Raw genomic sequence first — 16,857 nt, 5'->3', positions numbered from 1 at the left:
CTTTCCCCAAGACGATGCCGGCCTCTCCTATCAGGAAAGGCCGGCCGGGGTCATCAATAGGTCGCGCGCAGCGACAGGCCGAAGCGGCGATCGTTGAGCTGATATTGCAGCGGCTGACCGGCCGTGCCGATGTACGTGACGTTCATGCGATTGGTCAGATTCACCGCATCCGCGGAAACCGCGATATGCGAGTTGAGGTTGACGCTAACCGAGGCGTCGAGCGACGCGTACGGCTTGGCATATTGCGCCGTCCCGTTCGCGCCCGCACCGGTCGTCTGGTCGAGATAGCTGGAGCGCCAGTTCCAGGCCAGACGACCCGTGAGCGGGCCCTTCTCATACAGACCGATCAGGTTGTAATTGTGCTTGGACAATTTCTCGAGCGGCAATTGCGTCGGCGCATCGGCATTCGCACCGGCGAAGGGGTTGGTCACGCTCGAATCGACATAGGTATAGTTCGCCTGGATGCCGAATCCGCTCAGCACCCCCGGCAGGAAGTCGAAGAACTGCTGATAGCCGATCTCGGCGCCCTTCACCGTGCCGCTGCCGCTGTTGCGCTGGGTACTCAGCGCATATCTCACGCCGTTGTACACCACGGTGACGACGCCGCTGGCGAGGAAGCCGTCGACCTTCTTGTAGAACAGCCCGCCCGTCAGTGATCCGGTCGGGGCGAAATACCATTCCGCCGTTACATCGAAATTGTCCGACTTGATCGGATTGAGCCCGGGATTGCCGGCGCTCGCGGCAATTCGGCCCTGCGCGTCGACCTGGTTCGCATTGGTGAGCGACAGGTTGGTCGACAGCTGATCGAAGTTCGGTCGTGCGACGCCCTTCGAATAGGCAAACCGCATCTGGAACTGCTCGGTCAGACGGGCGCGCAGGTTGAAGCTGGGCAGGACGTTCGTGTAGCTTTTGTCCACGTTAATCGGGTTGAAGGTGCCGCTCCCCGTGGGCTGGATGCCGACCGACGTCAGGTCGGTCTTGACGATGCGGACACCGACCCCGCCGTCGATCGCGACGCCGCCCGCCTCGGTCGCATAGTCGACGATGCCCCAGCTGGTGAAGGTCTTCTCGGTCTGGGCATTGAGGTCGGCGGGGTTGAACGTCTCGCGCGGCGCCAGCCCGAACAGGGCGTACAGCGCCTTGGTCTGTTCCCAGACATCGCCGGTCACACCGCCGCCGCCCGGCAGCGCCGGATAGACCAGGCCGCCGGTTACGCTCTTGCCGTCGAAGAAGTTCTTGGACGGCCCCGGCATACCCAGTTCAGGATGCGCGCTGAGCCGCGGCAGCAGCGTGCCATCGGGCGCATTGCACGACGGGTTCGGCCCGGTCTGATACAGGCAGATACCGTTCCAGGTGCCGCGCAGATCGATCGAATTGTCCGAATAGCGCGCACCGCCGCGCAGCTTCTTCAGGAAGTTGCCTTCCAGATCATATTCAATGTCATAGGCCAGTGCGAGCGTATCGGCGTCGTTGCGCTGCAACGAGTCCGCGATGAACGGCGTCGAGTAATTGGCCGGATTGCTCAACAGTGCCTTGTCGCGCACATCCCAGCGCGGGCGGCTGCCGCGCAGATCAAAATCGATGATGGAGGCGTTCGGATTGCCGGTCGGCGTATTCTGTCCGGCTGCGGTGAACAGCGACAGGACATGGCCGTTGCGATCGGCGTTATAATAGCTTTTCAGATATTGGGCGTCGAAATGGATCTTCATCCGGTCGGTCGCCTGCCAATCGACACCGAGCGTGAAGTTCTGGCTCTGGCTCCACAGCTGCTGGTCGAAGCGGCCGGTCTCGAAATTTTGGCCCCGCAGCGATCCCGACGTCGCGAACCCTTCGTCGTTGAAGGTGAACGGCGCGCCAGGCAGCGGATCCGACTGGGTGCCGCCGTTGACGGTGTAATAATAGGCGCCGCGCCGATTGAACCAGAATTTGGCGAGTTGGTACTGGCCGGTCACCAGCAGGTTGTCGGCGACCTGCCACTGGATTGCGGCGGCGATCCCGAGCCGGCGACGATCGCCGAGATCGTCATAGACCTGCAGCCCCATCGGTGCCTTGGCGTTCGCGGGCGCACCGCTGACCGAGCCGCTCGGGATCGGCTTCTGTTCGTTCGAAAGAATACCGTCCTGGCGATAGTTGCTCTTGGAATAGACGGCGTTCACGAGGATGCCGACCTCGCCAATGCCGGTGTCGAAGCGGTTGCTGTAGAGGCCGGACGCGGCATAGCCGAACTTGTCGACGCGGTCGTAATAGTTGCCGCGTAACGTGGCGCTATACACCGCACCCGGCGAGTCGAACGGCAGGCGCGTCTTCAGGTTGACCGCACCACCCACGCCGCCTTCGATGATGTTCGCAGGCGCGTTCTTATACACGTCCACGCCCGACAGCAGTTCCGGCGGAATGCCTTCAAGATCGAACGCGCGGCCGCCGGACGCGGAATAGATCGCGCGACCGTCGAGGAAGTTCTGGACCTGGGTCAGGCCGCGGATCGTGATCGCCGGCGACGTCCGGTGATCGAAATCGGTCGAGCCCTCGCCGTAACGTCGCTGGATCTGGACGCCGGTGATGCGTTGCAGCGCCTCGGTCGTGTTGACGTCGGGCAGCTTGCCGATGTCCTGCGCGCTGATCGAATCGACGATCTGGTTGGCATTGCGCTTGATATCCTGCGCGGTCTTCAGCGCCCCGCGCACGCCGGTGACGACGATATCCTCTTCGCTCTGCTCCTGCTGCGTGTCCTGCGACGGCGTTGCGCTCACCTGTGCGCCGGCCATGCCACTCGATCCGAAGACGGCGATCGCCACCATCGATGCGCCGATCAACCAACGCGCTTCCAGCTTCCGCATATACCCCCTCCTCAAGTCGCTGCCGTTTCGCAGCTAACCCGCGCTATATCGCACAAACCCAAATGCCGGACAATTCAATTATCATACTTTTAGAGCAGGGCGGCAGATTTTTGAGGTAATCGCCATTTTTCAACACCGTAGGAGGCGGTCACGCGCGCTCGCCTTTTGCAGGCACTGATGAGCAATTGTCTGTCTTTTTGTTTTGATTCAATCGGTTGTACGGCTCGAGAGCCGTGCACGCGGCAAGTCGGTCAAGTTCCCGCTGCCGCAAAGCGTCGTCCCGTTAATCATGCCACGCGACTATGGCGGTGAGAGCGACGTGCGTGGACTCGTTGCAGCCGAAAAGCCGGACGGTTTTCCTTCAGTCGGCCAACCACTCCGATGTGATCGCGCCACGATGCCCCTCGGGTGCAAGGACGGCGCGCAGGACCTCCAGCAGCGGCTGGAGCGCTTGTATGAAGGCATAGGGCGGATTGATGATGAACAGGCCCGCGCCGTTATAGATGCCGGGCTGATCGACGTCGTACAACCAATGTTCGACGTTCAGGAATTTCGGAATGCCGAGCGTTCGCAACTGCTCCCTCCATCGCCGATGGATGATCCGGTCCTTCAGCGGATACCAGATCACCGTCACGCCATGCGCCCATTTCGGATAGGCGGCCGCGAGGGTCGCGGTAATACGGGCGCGTTCGTCGGTCTGCTCATAGGGCGGATCGACGATCACCACGCCGCGCGCGGTGCGCGGCGGGACCATCGCTCGCCAGAATTCGTACGCGTCACGCTCGTGCACGGCAGCGGAGGTATCGCGCATCACCCTGCGCAGCGTGTTGGCATCCTCGGGATGTTTCTCGTTCAGGATCAGGAGGTCCTGCGCGCGGACGAGTTGCGCCAGGATGCGCGGCGAGCCCGGATAGAAGCGCGGTTCGGCGGTAACATTCACCGCCCGCACGGCGGCGCGATAGTCGTCCAGCAGCGGGTCGGCGTCTTGAGCGGCGCGCAGCACCCCCTGCAGAGCTTCGCCGGTGCGTTGCGCAGCCTCCCCGCCAAGATCGTACAGGCCGCAGCCGGCGTGCGTGTCGATTAGGGTCAGCGCGCCCGGCTTTTGCTGCAAAGCCTGCACCAGCGCGATCAGCAAAGCGTGCTTGACGACATCGGCACTGTTACCCGCGTGGAAAGAATGGCGGTAATTCACTGCTCCGGCCTACCATCAACTTCGGCTTTCCACCACCGTCGGTCACGGCGAGTTGATCGAGCACTGTCCGACCGCCCACGAGCGCAACGCCTGTACGACGCGCTGAACCCGAGCGGCCCATCACGATCGCTATCGCTACCTCCCTACCCGTTCCGATTGTCAGCGCTGTCACCAGACCGCTCTTTTCCAATTTCAATCTGTGAAAATAAAATGATGAAAAGACGTGTATTTTGCGTCTATCTCGCGAACCAAATAAAGTTGGCCTGAGTCGGGCGGTCCACGACACCTCTTTATCCGTGCGTCATTGAAATGTGATCACGCAGTCTTAGCTTAGTCATGATACTGTAGCTCCTTCGAAACGACGTTACTTCATAGGTCGCCCCGAAAAGGGGAAATCATGTCCGTTAAAAGAACCAGCCTCGTTGCATTGCTCGGGACCACTGCCGCATCCATGCTCGCTGTCGCGCCGCGTATCGTGTTGGCCGCGCCATTACAGGCGCCGGAACGTACCGTCGTCGCGGCGAGGTCTGACGAGCCGGATTCGGCCGGGCCCGTGGCACAAGCGGGCGAGCAGCCCGACCGACTCGGCGACATCATCGTCACCGCCGAAAAACGCCCCCAGACGCTGCAGAAGACACCAATCGCGATCTCGGTTCTCAACAACGAGGATCTCGTCAACCGTCACGTTCAGTCGCTGACCGATCTTGGCGACGGCGCGATACCGTCGCTGCGGGTGGCACCGTTCTTTTCGCGGCCCGGCGCATTGATCGTCAACATCCGCGGCGTTGGCGTGCTGTCCGACAGCAACCAGCCAGCGCGCGACCAGGGCGTTGGCGTCTATATCGACGGCGTCTACCAGGGGCGTCCGCAGGGTCTCGGCGCGGCGCTGTACGATGTTGAAAACATCGAGGTGCTCAAGGGGCCGCAGGGCACGCTGTTCGGCCGCAATACCGAAGGCGGCGCGGTAAACATCGTCACCAAGCGCCCCAGCGGCGTCTTCAAGATGAATGCGACCGCCGGCGCCGGCAATTACGGCAGCTATAAGGGCGAGCTTCACCTCGACCTGCCCGAATTTCAGGGTCTAAGCGTAAAGCTGGACGCCGTCGTCAGTCACCGCGACGGGCTAGTAGAAAATCCGCTGTCGGGCGCGTCGGACTTCAACGGATACGACAAGCGCGGTGCTCATGCCGAGCTGTTGTGGAAGGCGATCCCCGACTTCACCGTCGATGCTGCGTTCGACACGTCCTATGACGCTACGACGACGCTGTACAACCAGCTGCTGTCGCCCGGCACAGGGCTGGCCGCGACCGCCACAGCGCCGGCGATCCTTCCCTACAAGCTGGCGGCACTCGCCCGGCCGTCACTTGATCGCCAGCTAACCGCTCCGGTCGGCTCACCGCAGCAGCCAAGCATCGGAAAGACGAGCGGCGTCCGCGTCAACTTGGAATGGCAGGCAGCACCCGCGTTGCTGTTGAAGTCGATAACCGCTTATCGCAGACTGACGCAAAGCCAGTTCGACAATGGTTCGGCCGCGCCCGGCCTGCAACAGCCGACCACCACCGCCAACCCGACCGGGGCGTTCAACATTCCGAACACGATCGCGGGCATCACCTATCCGGGCTTCGCCTTTTCGCGCTACAGCTTGGCTTATTTCAAGCAACACCAGTTCAGCGAAGAGCTACAGGCAATCGGCGAGCTGGGCGATCATCTGACGTTCGCGCTGGGTGCCCTGTATTATCGCGAGAAGGTGCGCGACAATGCTCAGGCGTTCAACACCAATGCTTTCACCGACGCCACGGGCAGCAGCTACATTGCGCTTAACCTCGATCCAGCGACCCGGCCGATCGACCGCGCCAGCGAGGTGACGACCACCAGCCTTGGCGCCTATGGGCAGGGGACGTTCACACCGGAGCTGCTCGACGAGAAGCTGCACCTGACGCTCGGCGCGCGATTTACCCACGATAAAAAAGAGGGGATGCTGCTGATCGTCAACAACGCCGTACCATCGATCCCGGTCGGCGGTGTGATCCGATCCGGGCCGATCCCTCTGGATTACGCCAAGTCCCGGGTAGATCCGCTGGTCAATCTGGCCGCTGACCTTACTCCCGACGTCCATGTCTATGGTAAGTGGAGCACGGGCTATCGTTCGGGCGGTGCCAATTCGCGCTCGCTCAACTATGCGGCATTCAATCCGGAGACGGTATCGATGTTCGAGATCGGTGCCAAAACCGAGTTCTGGAACCACCGCGCGCGGTTCAACATCGCTGCCTATGCCGGCGACTACAAGGACATTCAGCTTGATTTCAGCGGCCTTTACGAGGATGTCGTCAACGGCGTGCGCGTGGCAACTACCCGCACCACGACCAACACGGTGAACGCGCCCGGCGATGGGCGACTGAAGGGCATAGAGGCTGATTTCTTGCTCGCCCCGGTGCGCGGACTGACGCTGACCGCCAGTTACGCCTATAATCATGTGAACATCCCTGCCACCGTCAACCCGTTCCCGCAGACGGGCGGCGTCTTCATCACGGTTCCGGTGCCGATCTATCAGGTCTATACGCCCCCACATTCGGCAAGCGGCTCGATCGACTATGAGATTCCGCTGCAGGGAGTCGTGCTGCGCGCACATCTGGATGGCAATTACGCCTCTGGCTATTACGCCAACTACACCGATGTGACTTATGATCCAGTGACGCGCGCGGTGCGCTATAAGCAGCCCGAGGGAGACGATGGCCTGATCTTCAATGGCCGGATCGCTCTGGGCGATGTCGAGATGCCCGGCGGTGCGAAGGCGACCTTTTCGATCTGGGCGCGCAACTTGTTCAACGAGCAGCATGTTTTCGTCAAATCGGGCTCCCCGCAGGCGGGGTTGAGCGGGTTCTTCAACGACCAGCGTACTTTCGGCGGCGAGATCAACATCAAGATGTGATCGCCCTACGGGGGAGGCGCTGCCGCCCCCGGTTTGCCATGCAAACAAAGTGATCGGAGACCTTATGCACGCTCTATTCGGAACCTTGCCGGTGCTCGCAATCGCAGCCGTGGCGATGGCGCTGCCCGGTGGTAGCGCCATCGCCCGCGACGTCATGCCCGTCGCGGTGTCCGCGCCGCATGAACGGCTGTTGCCGCTTCAAGGCGGTCGGAACTTTCGCGACCTCGGCGGCTATCGCACGACAGACGGGCGGCAGGTGAAATGGGGCCTGCTGTTCCGGTCGGGATCGATGCATGGACTGACCGACAGCGACTATGCCTATCTTCATCGGCGCGGCATCCAAGTGGTATGCGATTTTCGCGACGTGCGCGAGCGGCGAGAGGAAGCGGTGCGCTGGCCCCAGGGAAGCGCTCCGCGTGTCCTCAGCGAGGACTACCAACTGGACCTGGCCAGCTTCATGCCGACGGGCAATCCAAAAGGTTGGACTGCCGAACAAGCGCGCCAGGCGATGCGCAACAGCTATCCGCAGATGCTCGTCACCTTCAAAAGTCAGTATCGACGCATGTTCGCCGAATTGCTGGCCGGCAACGCGCCGCTGGCCTTCAACTGCTCCGCAGGCAAGGATCGTACAGGCGTTGCTGCAGCGCTGCTGCTCACTGCTCTGGCGGTACCACGCGCAACGGTGATCGACGACTATCTGCTGACCAACAGATATCTTGACGCCGAAAAACTGATGTCTGGAAATGGCAAGGGCGGCCCGGCCAATCCCCTGGCAGGAATACCGCCCGCAGCAGCGCAGGCGATGATGGCGGCGGACCGAAGCTACATCGAGGCTGCTCTAAAGGTGCTGGATAGCCATAAGGGTGGGCCGGACGGGTGGTTCCGCGACGAGATGGGACTCTCCACAATCGACTTGGCTAAACTGCGCCGAATGTATGTGGCCTAGCGTCTTTCCCGAGGTCATATGTTGCAATCAGCCACGGCGCCTCTGCCCAGAAGTCAGTGAATCCTGCTTCAGCGATGGGGAAGAAGGCGGATGGCGGTCGCGATGGACGCGCGCTATCCCGTCACCGGCGAACGGCGGTGTGCGATCACCGTGCCGCCCGGCGACGAACGGCACATCCTGTGGCCGGTGACCGCCAGCGACCATTGGTACGACCTGAGCGTCACGCGCGACGGCTGGTCGGTTCGCCGCGCTGGCGGATCGCGACCGAGGACGTGACCAACGAACCGCTGGACCGGTATGGCTGCGCGATAGGGATGCGGCTTAACGCACGCACTGCGCCCGTGACCGCCCGCCTGCTCGACCAGGCGAGCGCCGCGCCCGTCGTCGACCCGGTCAAGCGCGGTTATCGGGTGCGCCGGCCCTATCTCGACGAACCGGATGCGCCGATCTGCGAGGCGAAGACCGCGCATCTGGCGGGTAACGGCGACTATCCCTCCGGTCACACCGCGGCGGGCTGGCTCGAGGCGTTGATCCTCGCCGAACTGCTGCCCGATCGCGCCGGCGCGATCCTGGCGCGCGGGCGCGCCTATGGCGAAAGCCGTGCGGTGTGCGGATCGCATTCGCTGAGCGCCGTGCAGGCCGGCTATCTTGCCGGCGCCACGACGTATGCGGCGCTGCATTCCAGCCCATCGTTTCGGCGCGACGTCGCACGGGCGCGGGCCGAACTCGCGCGTCTGCGTCGACACGCCGGCGCGCCCGACCCGACGATTTGCGCAGGGCAGGCCGCCGCGCTGGCGGAGCGTCCGTGGTGAGCGCGGTCGACGATCATGGCGCCTCCCGCCTGTCGCTGCTGCTGGGCGGAATGGCGGCCTTTGTGGTCTATTTCGGGATGTACGCCTTTCGCAAACCCTTCGCGGCGGCGACCTATGTCGATGTTGCGGGCTGGCATGGGGCGATGGATTACAAGACCGCGCTGCTGATCGCGCAGGTCATCGGCTACGCCGTGTCGAAGCTGATCGGCGTTCGCGTGATCGCGGAATCGGGGCACCAAGCGCGGGCGCGACTGATCCTCACGCTGATCGCCGCATCGTGGATCGCGCTCGTCCTGTTCGCGCTGATCCCCGCGCCGTGGAACGTCGCCTGCCTGTTCCTCAACGGCCTGCCGCTGGGGCTGATCTGGGGGCTGGTCTTCAGCTACATCGAGGGACGGCGCACCTCCGAACTGCTCGGCGCGATGCTGTGCGCCAGCTTCGTGCTGTCGTCGGGCGTGGTCAAGTCGGCCGCGACGATGTTGATGGCGGCCGGCGTGTCCGAATGGTGGATGCCCGCGGTCACCGGGCTGGTCTTCGCGCCCTTGCTGTTGATCGCGCTCTGGCAGCTGGAGCGGCTGCCCCCGCCCGACTCACGCGACCGCGCCGAACGGGTGGAGCGGGTACCGATGTCCGCGGCGAAGCGTGCCGCCTTCTGGCGAGCGCATGGCGGTTCGATGGCGATGCTGGTGCTCGCCTATACGCTGCTGACGGCGATACGCGAGGTGCGCGACAATTTCTCCGCCGAGATCTGGTCGTCGCTGGGCCGTGGCGGGCAGGCGAGCCTGTTCACGCTCAGCGAACTGCCGGTGGCGGTGGTGACGCTGGGGGTGTTGGCGGCACTGATGCTGGTGCGCGACAATCGCCGCGCGCTGCTGGTGATGCATGGGCTGATCGCCGTCGGCGCGGCGACCCTCGGCGTGGCGACGCTGGCCTTCCAGGCGGGCCTGATGTCCCCGCTGGTCTGGATGAGCCTGACCGGTGCGGGCCTGTATCTCGCCTATACCCCGTTCAACGCCATGCTCTTCGACCGAATGATCGCGGCGATCGGGACGGCGGCCAATGCCGGTTTCCTGATCTATATCGCCGATTCCTCCGGTTATGCGGGTAGCGTCGCCATGCTGCTCGTGCGCAGCGTCGCCGCGCCGCATGTAGAATGGCTGGGCTTCTTCGAACGCTGCAGTTACGCGACCGCCCTCGTCGTGGTGGTGCTGACCGGATTGTCGGCGCTGCGCTTTCTCTATGCTCCTCTGGAAGGACGGCGTCATGCGACGCTATGATCTGGCGGTCGTCGGCGCGGGGATCGTCGGGCTGGCCCATGCGCTGGCGGCGGCGCGACGCGGACAGCGGGTCGTCGTGATCGAACGCGATGCCGCCGCCAATGGCGCGTCGATCCGCAATTTCGGCTTCGTCACGGTCACCGGCCAGGCGGCGGGCGATGTCTGGCAACTCGCACGGCGCAGCGCCGCGATCTGGGCGGAGGTCGCCGCCGCGGCCGCAATTCCGATCGTACAGCGCGGGTTGCTGCTCACGGCACGTCGACCGGAGGCGGAGGCGGTTCTCGACGCCTTCCTCGCCACCGACATGGGGACCGGATGCCGTCGCCTGTCGCCACGCGACCTCGCGCGCGACTGGCCGATGGTCGCCGACATGCGCGCCGCCTTGTGGAGCCCGCACGATCTGCGGGTCGAATCGCGCACCGCAATCCCGCGCCTCGCCGGATGGCTGGCGGAGGCGCATGGCGTCACCTTCGCCTATGGCACCGCCGTCCATGCGGTGGCGCAAGGGCGGCTGGACACCGCCAGGGGCTCGATCGCGGCAGACCGCATCGTCCTCTGTCCGGGCGACGACTGGGCGACGCTGGCTCCCGCTGTCTATGCGGCGGCGGGGATCACGCGCTGTACGCTCCAGATGATGCGGCTGGCACCGCCCGGCTGGCGGATCGACGCACCGGTGATGAGCGATCTCAGCATGGTCCGCTATGCGGGCTATGCCGACCTGCCCGAGGCGGCGGAGCTACGCGCCCGGCTGGAGGGGGAGGCGGCGGAGATGCTGGGGGATGGCATCCACCTGATCGTCGTGCAGAGCGCGGACGGTTCGCTCATTGTCGGCGACAGCCATCATTATGCCGCGACCCCGCCTCCCTTTGCCCCGGCCGCTGTCGAGGGGCGCATCCTGGCGGCCTATGCCGAATGCCTGGGCGCGCCGCCGCCGGTGATCGAGCGCTGGACCGGAACCTATGCGTCGGGCGCCCGTCATCATCTGGTCGCCGCCCCCGCCCCCGACGTCCGGCTGGTGGTCGTGACCAGCGGCACCGGCGCCTCGACCGCCTTCGCTCTTGCCGAACGGGTCATCGACCAATGGACAGGAATAGCGTGATGCAACTGAAAGCCGTGGTGTTCGACTGGGCGGGCACGATGATCGATTTCGGTAGCCGCGCGCCGGTCGTCGCGCTGTGCCGGGCGTTCGCCGCGGCTGGCGTGCCGATCGACGAAACCGAAGCCCGCGCCGACATGGGCCGCGCGAAACGGGATCATATCGCCGCGCTGCTGCGCATGCCGCGGATCGCGCGCGCCTGGGCCGTCCGCCACGGGTGCGCGCCGGGGGAGGCCGATGGCGACCGCCTGTTCGCGGCGATCGACCCGATGATGCGCGAGGCGGCGCGCGACGGCGCCACGCTGATCCCAGGCGCCGCTGCTGTCGCAGGCCGGCTACAGGCGGCGGGCGTCGCCGTAGGATCGTGCACCGGCTATACCCGCGCGATGATGGCCGACATCCTGCCGCTGGCGGCGGCGCAGGGCTATCGTCCCGATTGCGTCGTCTGCGCTGGGGAAACGGCGGAGGGACGCCCCTCCCCGCTAATGCTGTGGAAGAACCTGGTCGAATTGGGCGCATGGCCGGTCGAGGCCTGTCTCAAGATCGACGATGCTCCGGTCGGCATCGCGGAGGGACGCGCGGCAGGGGTCTGGACGGTCGGCGTCGCCGCCAGCGGCAACGGCATCGGACTGTCCGAGCCGGAGCTTTCGGCGCTGCCCGCGACCGAACGCGCCGAACGGATCGACGCCTCTGCCGCGATGTTGCGGGCTGCGGGTGCTCATATTGTGATCGACACCGTCGCCGACCTGCCGGACGCGGTACGACGCCTATCATTGAGCACGACGGCGTTCGATTAGGCGTAGCGCTGGACTACGTCGCGCGGCGACCCGGCAGTGTCGACGCATGTTCGACCACATCCGCCCCGTTGTTGCGAGTTACACCCCCAAGGCCGGCACGGCCCCGCGCGCTTCAGCGGCGATCAGCGCCGCCAGCCCCGGCGGCTGCGCCCGTCTCAGCTCCAGCGCGCTGCAGATTGACAGCCGGCTGGTGGCGCTGCGCAGCGACAGCCCTCATGCGGTGCCGCCTCTGCCGCTGACGTCAACGCCGATTCGGGTTGGCTCATTGATGGGCATGGTCGTCGTGAGTCATCGCGCAATGGGTAGGCGAAGGCCGAAGGCGCCCAATCCGATGTACGCCGCCGGATGAGCGCCGCGCCCCCGCGTCTTGTCGTGCCCGCAACGCGCCGTGCCGTGACGGTCTCGATCAATCGTTAACCATCCCCCGCTATCGCGGGTGCTGGAGGTGGCAATTTTGACGCTCGATCAAACAATTACCGGGGCATCGCGGGTCGCGGGCGAACTCGGCATCCGAACGCTGGACCTGCAGGCGGACATCTCCGAACTGGCGACCCGCGTCACCGCGCAGGCCCGCACGATCGAGAGCGTCGGCGCCCAGACCAACCGGCTGACCGACGACGTCGAGAATGTCGCCGATGCCGCGCGGGAAGCGTCGGGGGCGACGACCGGCGCGCACGGGCTGCTGGCCAGTTCGCATGTCCAGATCGATGCGGCGATGGGGGATGTGGTCGACCTGATCGCGCAGGTCAGTCGCATCCACGACAGCCTCGGCGCGTTCACCTCGGCGCTGGAAGACGTGGGGCGTGTGACCGCGACGATCGACGCGATCGCCAAACAGACCAACCTGCTGGCGCTGAACGCGACGATCGAGGCCGCACGCGCGGGAAACGCCGGGCGCGGTTTCTCGGTGGTGGCGGGCGAGGTCAAGAAACTGGCGTCGGAAACCGCCGCCGCGACGTCGCGCATCAACACCTCGATCGAGGCGTTGACCACGCAGGCCGATGCGATGCTCGGGCGCGTCGATCAGGGGGTGACCAAGGCGCGCTCGGCGCATCAGGGCACGCACGAGGTCAAGGCATTGGTCGCGCAGCTGCGCGGGCTGATGGACGGGTTGGAACGCAACAGCGACAGCGTGGTGCGGCGGATCGGCTCGATGCTGTCGGCGGTGGTCGAGGTAAAGACCGGGCTCGGTCAATTGTCGGAGACGTCGAGCGACAATGCCTCGGGGCTGCAACGGCTGTCGACGCGGCTGACCTCGGTCAGCGACGACACCAACGCCTTGCTCCAGTTGCTGGCCGAAAGTGACGCCGACACCCCCGATCGTCCCTATATCCATTTCGCGGTCGCCGCCGCCCGGCAGGTGTCAGATGGGCTGGCGCAGGCGGTCGCGACCGGAACGCTCGAACAGTCCGCGATCCTCGGCGACGCGTATAAGCGGGTCGAGGGCACCGATCCTCCGCTGTTCACGCACCCCGCGATGACGACGATCACCGCGCTCGCCCGCCCGCAGCAGGAGGCGGCACGCGCCCTCCCCGGCTTCTTCGGGATGAGCTTCACCGATCGGCGCTGTTTCGGCGCGGTGGCGATGCCCGAGCGGTCGTTGCCGCAGCGCCCTGGGCAGCGTAGCTGGAACACCGAATATTCGAGGGCGGGCGTCTTCTTCGATTTCGCCGATACCGAACAGCAGGTGAAGATTACCAAGCCCTTCTGCCTGAAGGCGTATCGCCGCCTTGCCGCCGATGGCAGCGTCATCCTGCTGAAGCAGGTGATCGCCTCGATCAACGTCAACGGCGCGCATTGGGGCATCCTCCAGCTCGCCTACAAGGATCAGGGCTGAGGGGGCGGGCGGCGCAGCGGATGCGACATCGCGCCGGCTGACGACAATGGCAGGGCGCTATGATCGCCCGAACAGCTTCGCGACGCTCTTGAGGTCTAGCTTCACCCACGTCGGCCGCCCGTGGTTGCACTGGCCGGAGTGCGGGGTGACTTCCATCTCGCGGAGCAGCGCGTTCATTTCGGCCGGCGACAGCACGCGCCCGGCCCGCACCGAGCCGTGGCACGCCATCGTCCCGGCGATCGCGTCGAGCCGCTCGCGAAGGCTCAGCGCCTCGTCATAGGCGGCAAGCTCGTCGGCGAGGTCGGTGACCAGCCCCTTCGGATCGCCACTTCCCAGCAACGCCGGTGTCGCGCGCACCAGCATCGCGCGGGCGCCGAACCGCTCCAGCTCCAGCCCGAACTCCGCCAGCTCGGCGACGCGCGCCTCCAGCCGGTCGCACGCCGGTTCGTCCAGCTCGACCACCTCGGGGATCAGCAACGCCTGCGACGCGACGCGCCCGCCAGCTAGCGCCGCGCGCATGCGTTCCAGCACCAGCCGTTCGTGTGCGGCATGCTGGTCGACCAGCACCAGTCCGTCCTGCGCCTCGGCGACAATATAGGTCTTGGCCACCTGCCCGCGCGCGACGCCGAGCGGAAAGTCGGTCGTCGCGGGCGGCGGCGTCCAGTCGGGGACGCCGCGCGCGGCCGGCGGCGCGGCGAAGAAGGTCGGGCGGTGATCGTTCAGTAATAGCCCTCTCCCCTGCGGGGAGAGGGTTGGGTGAGGGGCTGCCCCAAACGAGTCGCTCGGTGAGACCCCGACCCCTCCCCCAACCCCCTCCCCGGGGGGGCGGGGGCTTTGATGTTCCGGCACCCACAACGCCATGATTTCGGCTGGCGCCGAATGCGCGACGCGGTGCCCCGCTGCATCCAGCGCGCGGCGCAACCCCGAGACGATCATCCCGCGCACCAGCGCCGGGTCGCGGAAGCGCACCTCGGTCTTGGCAGGATGGACGTTCACGTCGACCTCGCTCGGCGGGACGTCGAGGAACAGCGCCACCACCGCATGGCGATCGCGCGGCATCATCTCGGCATAGGCGCCGCGGATCGCACCGATCAGCAGCCGGTCGCGGACCGGGCGGCCGTTGACGAACAGATATTGGTGATCCGCCACCCCGCGGTGGAAGGTCGGCAGGCCCGCGACGCCGCCCAGCACGTGCCCGTCGCGCTCCAGATCAATCGCGACCGAGTTGTCGGCGAGTGCGCGGTCGGTCAGCGCCGCGACCCGCGCGGGGCGGCTCTCGGCGGCGGCGACCGACAAGGCGCGCCGGCCGTCATGCTCCAGCGAGAAGGCGATATCCGGGCGCGCCATCGCCAGCCGCCGCACGACATCGAGGCACGCGGCATATTCCGACCGCGCGGAGCGCAGGAACTTGCGCCGTGCGGGCACCTGCGCGAACAGCGCCTCGACCACGACGCGCGTGCCCGGCGGCAGCGCGGCCGGGCTGTCGCGCTCCAGCACGCCATTGTCGACCGTTCGCGCCCAGCCCTCTGCCCCCGCCGGGCGGCTCTCGATCGTCAGCCGCGCGACCGAGGCGATCGACGGCAGCGCCTCGCCGCGAAAGCCGAGCGTCGCGACCCGGTCGATATCCTCGTCGGGCAGCTTGGAGGTGGCGTGGCGTTCCAGCGCCAGCGCGATCTCGTCCGGCGCCATGCCGCATCCGTCGTCGGCGACCTCGATCCGCTCGACGCCGCCCGCGGCCAGCACCACCGCGATCCGCGCGGCGCCGGAATCGATCGCATTCTCGACCAGCTCCTTTAACGCGCTGGCCGGTCTTTCCACCACTTCACCGGCGGCGATACGGTTGACCAGATGCGAGGGGAGACGGCGTATTGACACGCGGCAACACCTAGACCAAGCCGCGGCATCCCGCGACCCCGCAGATACCATCGCCAGCATGATTCCTGCGGGATGCGCGGACTTGGACGATCACTGCCGGCGCCCCCTATCCGGCGACAAATACACGGACGACAACGTCAATGATATTCTCGCGCCTGTTCAAGATGACCTCGCACGACATGGCGATCGATCTCGGAACCGCGAACACGGTCGTCTACGTGCGCGGCCGCGGCATCGTGCTAAACGAGCCGTCGGTGGTCGCGGTCGAGACGATCAACGGCGTCAAGCGCGTGAAGGCGGTCGGCGAGGACGCCAAGCTGATGATGGGCAAGACGCCCGGCTCGATCGAGGCTATCCGTCCCTTACGCGACGGCGTGATCGCCGACATCGACGTGGCCGAGCAGATGATCAAATATTTCATCGAGAAGGTGCACGGGCGTCGCCGCTTCATGCGTTGGCCGGAGATCGTGATCTGCGTCCCTTCGGGTTCGACCAAGGTGGAGCGTCGCGCGATCCGGGACGCCGCGCAGAACGCGGGCGCCAGCGCGGTGTATCTGATCGAGGAGCCGATGGCGGCGGCGATCGGCGCCGACATGCCCGTGACCGAGCCGGTCGGCTCGATGGTGGTCGACATCGGCGGCGGCACGACCGAGGTCGCGGTGCTGTCGCTGCGCGGCCTCGCCTACACCACGTCGGTGCGCGTCGGCGGCGACAAGATGGACGAGGCGATCGTCAGCTACGTGCGCCGCAACCACAATCTGCTGATCGGCGAGGCGACCGCCGAGCGGATCAAGCAGGAACTGGGGTGCGCCAAGCCGCCCGCCGATGGCATCGGCAAGACCGTCTTCATCAAGGGGCGCGATCTGGTGAACGGCGTGCCGAAGGAAATCCAGATCACGCAGGCGCAGATCGCGGAGGCGGTCAGCGAGCCAGTTGCGGCGATCGTCGACGGCGTGCGCATCGCGCTGGAGAACACCGCCCCCGAACTGGCGGCCGACATCGTCGATCAGGGCATCGTGCTCACCGGCGGCGGGGCGCTGCTCCACGGGCTGGACGAGGTGCTCCGCGACGAAACCGGGCTGCCGGTGACGGTGGCGGACGAACCGCTGATCTGCGTCGCGATCGGCACCGGCCGTGCGCTGGAGGATCCACTCTTCCGCGCAGTGTTGCAGAACGGGTAACCGAAGTTCCGTTCGTGCTGAGGAGGTGTTGAGCCTGCCGAAACACCGTCTCGAAACACCGCCCTGCGCGGCCCCTTC

13 protein-coding genes are annotated in these 16,857 nt (G+C 65.7%); 10 read left to right on the top strand and 3 right to left on the bottom strand.

Features of this window, described 5'->3' with window-relative positions; genetic code table 11:
• Positions 1-53: 53 nt before the first annotated feature.
• Together AADI75_RS02150 and rlmJ are read right to left on the bottom strand one after the other, a co-directional pair.
• Entirely contained in the window at positions 54-2,837 is a 2,784-nt protein-coding gene (locus AADI75_RS02150) for a TonB-dependent receptor (protein WP_341207411.1), read from the bottom strand.
• 361 nt (positions 2,838-3,198) lie between these two features.
• Positions 3,199-4,029: a 23S rRNA (adenine(2030)-N(6))-methyltransferase RlmJ gene (gene rlmJ, locus AADI75_RS02145; protein ID WP_341207410.1), complete on the bottom strand. Its 831-nt coding sequence runs from the start codon at positions 4,027-4,029 to the stop codon at positions 3,199-3,201.
• 553 nt (positions 4,030-4,582) lie between these two features.
• On the opposite strand from rlmJ, the gene AADI75_RS02140 reads away from it, so the two are divergent.
• From AADI75_RS02140 to AADI75_RS02100, 9 genes are all read left to right on the top strand, one after another.
• Entirely contained in the window at positions 4,583-6,958 is a 2,376-nt protein-coding gene (locus AADI75_RS02140; protein WP_341207409.1) for a TonB-dependent receptor, read from the top strand.
• A gap of 64 nt (positions 6,959-7,022) precedes the next feature.
• A complete protein-coding gene (locus AADI75_RS02135) occupies positions 7,023-7,904 on the top strand; it encodes a tyrosine-protein phosphatase (RefSeq protein ID WP_341207408.1) in 882 nt (293 codons plus the stop codon).
• A 90-nt stretch (positions 7,905-7,994) separates the two neighbouring features.
• Positions 7,995-8,180 carry a phospholipase domain-containing protein gene (locus AADI75_RS02130; RefSeq protein WP_341207407.1) on the top strand — a complete coding sequence of 62 codons (186 nt, stop codon included), beginning with the start codon at positions 7,995-7,997 and terminating at the stop codon, positions 8,178-8,180.
• A 65-nt stretch (positions 8,181-8,245) separates the two neighbouring features.
• The gene (locus tag AADI75_RS02125) at positions 8,246-8,716 is read left to right on the top strand and encodes a phosphatase PAP2 family protein (RefSeq protein WP_341207406.1); all 471 of its coding nucleotides are present in this window, start codon (positions 8,246-8,248) and stop codon (positions 8,714-8,716) included.
• Positions 8,713-9,993: a DUF5690 family protein gene (locus tag AADI75_RS02120; protein ID WP_341207405.1), complete on the top strand. Its 1,281-nt coding sequence runs from the start codon at positions 8,713-8,715 to the stop codon at positions 9,991-9,993. The genes AADI75_RS02125 and AADI75_RS02120 overlap by 4 nt, the downstream gene beginning before the upstream one ends.
• On the top strand, positions 9,980-11,092 hold the full coding sequence (locus AADI75_RS02115) for a TIGR03364 family FAD-dependent oxidoreductase (RefSeq protein WP_341207404.1): 1,113 nt from the start codon (positions 9,980-9,982) through the stop codon (positions 11,090-11,092). Before AADI75_RS02120 ends, AADI75_RS02115 begins: the two co-directional genes overlap by 14 nt.
• On the top strand, positions 11,092-11,886 hold the full coding sequence (gene phnX, locus AADI75_RS02110; protein WP_341207403.1) for a phosphonoacetaldehyde hydrolase: 795 nt from the start codon (positions 11,092-11,094) through the stop codon (positions 11,884-11,886). Before AADI75_RS02115 ends, phnX begins: the two co-directional genes overlap by 1 nt.
• A gap of 46 nt (positions 11,887-11,932) precedes the next feature.
• The gene (locus AADI75_RS02105) at positions 11,933-12,235 is read left to right on the top strand and encodes a hypothetical protein (protein ID WP_341207402.1); all 303 of its coding nucleotides are present in this window, start codon (positions 11,933-11,935) and stop codon (positions 12,233-12,235) included.
• A gap of 96 nt (positions 12,236-12,331) precedes the next feature.
• Complete coding sequence (locus AADI75_RS02100) at positions 12,332-13,723, top strand: methyl-accepting chemotaxis protein (protein ID WP_341207401.1); 1,392 nt, start codon at positions 12,332-12,334, stop codon at positions 13,721-13,723.
• A 57-nt stretch (positions 13,724-13,780) separates the two neighbouring features.
• Here the strand turns inward: AADI75_RS02100 and mutL are convergent, their stop codons facing one another.
• Complete coding sequence (mutL, locus tag AADI75_RS02095; RefSeq protein ID WP_341207400.1) at positions 13,781-15,598, bottom strand: DNA mismatch repair endonuclease MutL; 1,818 nt, start codon at positions 15,596-15,598, stop codon at positions 13,781-13,783.
• Between the two features lie 140 nt (positions 15,599-15,738).
• Here mutL and AADI75_RS02090 point away from each other — a divergent pair, with 140 nt between their 5' ends.
• Complete coding sequence (locus tag AADI75_RS02090) at positions 15,739-16,779, top strand: rod shape-determining protein (protein ID WP_028966752.1); 1,041 nt, start codon at positions 15,739-15,741, stop codon at positions 16,777-16,779.
• Positions 16,780-16,857: the final 78 nt, after the last annotated feature.

It is taken from the genome of uncultured Sphingomonas sp. (assembly GCF_964021865.1).
In the GTDB taxonomy this organism is placed as follows: domain Bacteria; phylum Pseudomonadota; class Alphaproteobacteria; order Sphingomonadales; family Sphingomonadaceae; genus Sphingomonas.
This window is presented reverse-complemented; position numbering and strand designations above follow the sequence as displayed.

Excerpts from the sequence above, each read along its gene's own strand:
- AADI75_RS02150 (WP_341207411.1), bottom strand. The coding sequence starts at position 2,837 with ATGCGGAAGCTGGAAGCGCGTTGGTTGATCGGCGCATCGATGGTGGCG.
- AADI75_RS02135 (WP_341207408.1), top strand. The coding sequence starts at position 7,023 with ATGCACGCTCTATTCGGAACCTTGCCGGTGCTCGCAATCGCAGCCGTG.
- AADI75_RS02130 (WP_341207407.1), top strand. The coding sequence starts at position 7,995 with ATGGCGGTCGCGATGGACGCGCGCTATCCCGTCACCGGCGAACGGCGG.
- AADI75_RS02115 (WP_341207404.1), top strand. The coding sequence starts at position 9,980 with ATGCGACGCTATGATCTGGCGGTCGTCGGCGCGGGGATCGTCGGGCTG.
- phnX (WP_341207403.1), top strand. The coding sequence starts at position 11,092 with ATGCAACTGAAAGCCGTGGTGTTCGACTGGGCGGGCACGATGATCGAT.
- AADI75_RS02105 (WP_341207402.1), top strand. The coding sequence starts at position 11,933 with ATGTTCGACCACATCCGCCCCGTTGTTGCGAGTTACACCCCCAAGGCC.
- AADI75_RS02090 (WP_028966752.1), top strand. The coding sequence starts at position 15,739 with ATGATATTCTCGCGCCTGTTCAAGATGACCTCGCACGACATGGCGATC.